General features: G+C 63.0%; 6 protein-coding genes and 1 pseudogene. 2 read left to right on the top strand and 5 right to left on the bottom strand.

Annotation, left to right across the window (positions count from 1 at the left end; translation table 11 throughout):
- From PGX04_RS30760 to PGX04_RS30745, 5 genes and pseudogenes are all read right to left on the bottom strand, one after another.
- Positions 1 to 729 (bottom strand): presenilin family intramembrane aspartyl protease PSH (locus PGX04_RS30760; protein WP_273741956.1); only part of this gene is annotated, 729 nt, incomplete at its 3' end.
- Between the two features lie 553 nt (positions 730 to 1,282).
- Positions 1,283 to 1,342: pseudogene (locus PGX04_RS35110) on the bottom strand (hypothetical protein); the annotation flags it as partial.
- Positions 1,343 to 1,676: 334 nt separating this feature from the next.
- Positions 1,677 to 1,934 (bottom strand): H/ACA ribonucleoprotein complex subunit GAR1, encoded by a 258-nt coding sequence (locus PGX04_RS30755; protein WP_273741955.1) that lies wholly within the window; start codon positions 1,932 to 1,934, stop codon positions 1,677 to 1,679.
- A gap of 1 nt (position 1,935) precedes the next feature.
- Positions 1,936 to 2,217 (bottom strand): signal recognition particle subunit SRP19, encoded by a 282-nt coding sequence (srp19, locus tag PGX04_RS30750; RefSeq protein ID WP_273741954.1) that lies wholly within the window; start codon positions 2,215 to 2,217, stop codon positions 1,936 to 1,938.
- Positions 2,218 to 2,323: 106 nt separating this feature from the next.
- On the bottom strand, positions 2,324 to 3,391 hold the full coding sequence (locus PGX04_RS30745; protein ID WP_273741953.1) for a PGF-CTERM-anchored ABC transporter substrate-binding protein: 1,068 nt from the start codon (positions 3,389 to 3,391) through the stop codon (positions 2,324 to 2,326).
- A gap of 60 nt (positions 3,392 to 3,451) precedes the next feature.
- Here PGX04_RS30745 and btuC point away from each other — a divergent pair, with 60 nt between their 5' ends.
- A complete protein-coding gene (gene btuC, locus PGX04_RS30740) occupies positions 3,452 to 4,549 on the top strand; it encodes a vitamin B12 ABC transporter permease BtuC (protein ID WP_273741952.1) in 1,098 nt (365 codons plus the stop codon).
- A partial coding sequence (locus PGX04_RS30735; RefSeq protein WP_273741951.1) for an ABC transporter ATP-binding protein occupies positions 4,546 to 5,024 on the top strand: 479 nt, incomplete at its 3' end. The genes btuC and PGX04_RS30735, both read left to right, overlap by 4 nt.

Genomic DNA, 5,024 nt, shown 5'->3' with positions numbered 1-5,024 from the left:
CGCGCCGCTGTCTCGTTGACCGCCGTCGGCGGCGCTCTCGTCGGTGGCGCTCTCGTTGGTGGCGGTCTGATCGGGGTTGCGATCGTCCTCGAGCACGTCGTCGGTGCTGCCGGCCGCGAGATAGGAGTAGGAGAGAGTCATGGGTATAACGAGTACGACGGGGATCTTGAGGTCCATGACGCCGTCGGCGAGATCGAGCATGTGTTCGGTGCCGTAGACGCTGATGGCGTCGTAGATCGCGAGCACCGAGAGCAGGAGTAGCGCGGGCAGCAGGCCGAAACTGATCCCGAACAGGGCGGCGGCGCCGGCGCCCATCACCACCCCCGCGCTGTCGATGACGTACCACTCGGGATACCACAGCAAGGCCGCGCCGACGGCCAGTGAGGCGACGATCGCGAGGGCATTTGCGACCCCGTCGGAGACGAGCGTCCCGACGATAGCCGGCACGAGTTCGGCGAAGACGTACCACGAGATCATCACGCTGACGCCGACGAGCAGGAGCCTGATGAGCCACTCGAGGTCGTACCTGAACGCGGCGAGCATGAGCCCGGTCGCGACGAGCATGACGCCGACGTAGAGGACGCTATTCGTCGGGTTCTGTGGATCCTCGACGGCTTGCCGTCCCGATTCCTGAAACGGCTCGAGCAGCGCCAGCGCGCCGAGCTGGACGCCGAGAAACAGCAGGACCGTCGTGCCGACGGCGGCGAGGACCCGCGTCCGGTCGTTCATGTCGCGAGGTTTGCACCCCGCTCCTATCGTCTTTTCCACTTCAGATTTGGCGTCTACTTTGGAAGGGCGGCTGTGTATCGTGTACCTGTGTCTCGTACATAGTGCACTGTACACTGTGCATATCGAACAGTGTGCGCAGATAATCTCGAAGGAGTCTGTTGAAATCCTTAGAAGATGATAGGGTTGGTACCCTCTGCAGCAAGTACAGGTGAGACAGTGAACAGCCACAATGTATCGTACAATTGCTATAATTTATAAGCCATGACAGCTATTTTCAGATATGCGTGATATTTTTCAATCTCCGCTTCAGAGAGCCATTTTAGGACTGTTTCTTGGTTTAGGTCTGGGGTTTGTAATCGGGATCGGCGGGTTTGGGGAGTCTTGGCAGGAGACGACTTTCTCCGCTATTGGGACTGGGATCGGTCTTGCATTCACGTTCTATGTTGTTTTCCCCCTAACTGTACCCACTGATGGGTGATTCGACAGGTGACGATACGTTCGCACATATAGTGAGCGTATGTTTCGCGCTAAAACATATCTGAATGATAGGGTTTCAACAGAGCCTCTCGAAGTAACAGAAGAGTCCTGCTATCGCGGCAACAGGAATCGCAACGCCCTCCCCAACCGATTCGTTCGCTCGCTCCGCTCACTCACTCATCCATCGCACGGCATCGTCGGCCGCCCTCACTGTCGTTCGGACGGCCTGCTCACGGATCGCTTCGCTCTCCGTCTGCTCACGGGTCACCTCGTTCCCCGTTCACCTCGCGGTTCTCGCTCCCGGCAGTCGCTCCGAACCGCGCACCGTTCGCATGGTTCGCGGGACCGCCGGTCCCGCACTATTCGCTTTCGAGGTGCTCCCGACGGTCGCGCCTCGCAGACAGCGCGCGCCACCGCACGATGTGCCGAAAACCGAACTGAAGCGGAAAACGAGACGGCGAGCGACGACGCTACCGCGCGTACAACGTTGATCCAATCAGCGACGGCAGGTGAACGCCGTCGTCCGGCGTCACCGCCAGATACGGCCTCGAGACGGGGCCGAAGACGTCGACGACGCGGCCGACCCCCTCGAGGTCGTCGTCGAGGACCATCGTGCCGATCTCGTCGCGGAACTCCTCGGGCGTATTGCTGCCGGCGTCGTCCGCCTCGTCCGCTCGGAGGACGGCCAGTCCCTGCGCGGTCCGGACGACTGCGCCTACTCGGCGCATTTCAGTCGCGCATCGCGACGACGTACGCCGCCACGGCTTGGACGAGATCGTTTTTGCTCGAGTCGTCGGCCCCGCGAACGACGACCCGGCCCCGGTCGGCCCAGTGCTCTCGGGAGTAGGACTTGTCCCGCTCGATCGTGGCGTCGTACCCGATCTGCTGGACGGACTTCGCGATCTCGTCGACCGTCGGTTCCTCGACCGCCAGATCCTCGGACACGCGCCGTCCCTCGGCCCTCGAGAGGCTCGCATCGAGATAGGCGGGCCAGATGACGTTCTCGACCATGCTACGGTCTGGGTAGCCCGGCGAGTAAACCCTTTTCAAAACGATACGTCAGTGCCGCCAACGGGACGTCCAGAGAGAAGACTGAAGCGAAAACGGATTCCTCGAGCTATCGTCGCCGTGCGACGACTGCAGTAGCGGCCAGCAGGGTGACGAGAGCTGCGGAGACGCCGAATCCGGGGATGGGACTCTCGTTGCTCTGATCTTCGTCGTCCGATTCGTTGGCGTCCTCCGAAGCGGCATCGAGCTCTGCGCTCGCTTCCGCGTAAGCCTCGGGATGGACCGTTTCAACGATATCTACGACCGCGTAGACGAGATTCGGTGCGGGCTGGCTCATGTAATTCGCGTTGACGGCGAGGACGTTGTCGTTCTGGTAGGCAGTCGTCGCCTGGACCGACTCGTGAATCGGTGGTTCGTCCCTGTCGTCTGGATAGATGATCCAGTCGGGATTCTCGTCGACGACCGTTTCGGGGTTGGTCTGGCCATACGACTGAATTCCGACCTCTGCTGCCAGATTTTCGACGCCGGCCGTCGTCAGAACCTCGTCGATGAACGTCCCGGATCCGGCGGTGTACCCGTCGCCCATCTCGTAGTACGCCAGCGGGCGGTCCGTCTCTTCGAGCGTCCGTTCGACGATCTCGAGTTGTTCGTCCATCCAGTCGACGGTCTCTTCGGCACCGGCGCACTCGCCGGTGAGCTTCCCGGTCGTCCGGACGTTCTCACGAACGTCGTCGAGCGATTCGGCGGCGTCGAAGTGGTAGACGGTGAGTCCGGCCTCGCGAAGCTGCTCGACGTGTTCTTCGTCCGTCGAATTCGCTGCCAGGACGAGATCGGGATCGAGATCGATCACCCGCTCGTGAACGAGTTGATAAGTATCCGTGACGGCCGTCCGATCGCCGATGTCCAGCCCGCTCGTCGCCGGATTATCGGGCATTCCCACGAGACGAGCCTCGGCCCCGATTTCGAACATCGTCTGGGCGTCGCTGGCCTGGAGCGCCACGACCGATTCGGGAGCCTCCTCGAGTGTAATCGTCTCGCCCGTGGCGTCGGTCATCTCGAGCGGGAATTCACAGTCGACGGTCGATTCGCCCCCGTCGTCCGACTGCCCGGCTACGGCGGGCGCGAACGCGGAAACGGCGATCAGTACGGCCAGGAAGACGGAGATGTATCGTCGCATCGCTACCACGTCTACGCTACTTCAACAAATATTTGCCTACTGCAAGACTGGTTGCTAAGTATGTACCGATCGGTCCGAACGGCGACGTGGTCGGCGGGGCTGCTCGTGGTGCTCGTCGCCGTCGTCCTCATCAGTGCCGCACTCGGACCGGTCAGGATCGATTTGGTGACGGTCGCGATGGCGATGCTGAACGCGATCGTCGTCCCCTCGAGAGTAGCCATCGGGAGCGCCTCAATTCCCATCGTCGGCGTTTCCGTACCGGTCCCCGGTCTCGAGTACGCCCCAATCTTTTCGTTCGACGTGCCGGCAACGCGCCAGATTATCGTCGCGGACATTCGGCTCCCCCGTATCGCGCTCGCAGCGACGGTCGGACTGGCACTCGCCGCTGCGGGGACGGTGATGCAGGGATTCTTCCGGAATCCGCTGGCAGATCCGTCGATCATCGGCGTCTCCTCGGGCGCGGCCGCGGGCGCGGTCGCTGCGATCGCGTTTCCGGCGCTGATTCCGTTTGGGGGCCTCCACCTCTCAGCGTTCGTCGGCGCGCTCGGGACCGCATTTCTCGTCTACGCGATCGCGACCGACGGTGGACGAACGCCGGTCGCAACGCTGCTGCTCGCGGGCGTCGCGATTCAGGCCTTTCTCGGCGCGATGATCTCGTATATGCTCGTCCACAGCGGCGACTCGCTCAGGCAAGCCATCTACTGGATGATGGGCCATCTCAACAACAGCCAGTGGAGTGACGTTACGTTCGCCCTGCCGATCACGCTGGTCGGCGTCCTCGTCCTCTGTGCCTTTCGGCGAGAGCTGAACGTTCTCCTGCTCGGTGAGGAGGATGCCGACCACCTCGGCGTCGAGGTCGAGCGGACCAAACTGCTCCTGCTCGCACTCGCGAGTATCGTCACCGCCGCTGGGGTCGCGGTCGCCGGCGTTATCGGTTTCGTCGGCCTCGTCGTCCCACACATCATGCGGCTGATCGTGGGGCCGGACCATCGGATCCTGTTACCGACCAGCGCACTCGCCGGCGCGTCGTTTCTGGTTGCGACCGATACGCTCGCACGGACCGGTCCGGCCGTCGTTCCGGTCGGGATCATCACGGCGGCACTGGGCGCGCCGTTCTTCCTGTTCCTGCTCACCCGCCGGGAGGTGCACTCGCTGTGAGTGAACCTGACCGCCGCAGTGATGAGTGGGAATCCGACTCCAGCCCCGACCCGGCGACGGTCACCGTCGAGGACTGCTCGCTTTCCTTCGGCGATCTCGAGGTACTCCAAGACGTCTCCTTCACGGTCAAACCCGGGGAGTTCGTCGGCTTCGTCGGTCCGAACGGGGCCGGCAAGACGACGCTCCTCCGCGCGATCAGCGGCGCGCTCAAGCCCGATTCGGGGACAGTTTCGATCGGCGGAGCCGATATCCACGAACTCTCCTCGCGGGCCTCGAGCCGACTCGTCTCCGTGGTCCCGCAGGATACGACGCTCTCGTTTTCGTTCCCCGTCCGCGACGTCGTCGAGATGGGGCGACATCCACACCGCTCGCGGTTCTCGTCGGCGACACCGGAGGACCGCGCCGCGGTCGATCGTGCCCTCGAGCGGACCCGGACGGCGGAGTTGGCCGACCGGCCGATCGACGAGGTCAGCGG

The sequence above is a fragment of the Natrinema soli genome (assembly GCF_028618695.1).
This window is presented reverse-complemented; position numbering and strand designations above follow the sequence as displayed.

What these genes read in the sequence shown, in the direction of transcription:
- PGX04_RS30745 (WP_273741953.1), bottom strand. Translation starts at nt 3,391, where the DNA reads ATGCGACGATACATCTCCGTCTTCCTGGCCGTACTGATCGCCGTTTCC.
- btuC (WP_273741952.1), top strand. Translation starts at nt 3,452, where the DNA reads ATGTACCGATCGGTCCGAACGGCGACGTGGTCGGCGGGGCTGCTCGTG.
- PGX04_RS30755 (WP_273741955.1), bottom strand. Translation starts at nt 1,934, where the DNA reads ATGCGCCGAGTAGGCGCAGTCGTCCGGACCGCGCAGGGACTGGCCGTC.
- srp19 (WP_273741954.1), bottom strand. Translation starts at nt 2,217, where the DNA reads ATGGTCGAGAACGTCATCTGGCCCGCCTATCTCGATGCGAGCCTCTCG.